The sequence below is a fragment of the Bacillus sp. SIMBA_031 genome (assembly GCF_046535225.1).
Classification (GTDB): Bacteria; Bacillota; Bacilli; order Bacillales; family Bacillaceae; genus Bacillus; species Bacillus velezensis.
Window position 1 is genome coordinate 1 of sequence record NZ_JAWRXC010000512.1, and the last position, 250, is coordinate 250.

Genomic DNA, 250 nt, shown 5'->3' on the forward strand with positions numbered 1-250 from the left:
TACGTGAAAAGCGTGGCCTGGTGTACTCCACGTATTCCTTCACTGCCGCCTACGCTGATGCCGGCTACTTCGGAATGTACGCTGGCTGCACGCCATCCAAGGTCCGCCAGGTTCTTGAGCTCCTGGGCATTGAGCTGGAGAAGCTCGCCAAGGAGGGCATCACGGAGGAAGAACTCCGTAAAGCCGTGGGACAGCTCAGTGGCGGCATTGTCCTCGCCTTGGAGGACACCGGATCGCGGATGTCACGGCT

The 250-nt window shown here is 60.0% G+C and carries 1 protein-coding gene; it reads left to right on the forward strand.

The features are described from left to right. The coding region (locus SB724_RS21200) for a M16 family metallopeptidase (RefSeq protein WP_410572974.1) at positions 1–250 on the forward strand (250 nt) is incomplete at both ends.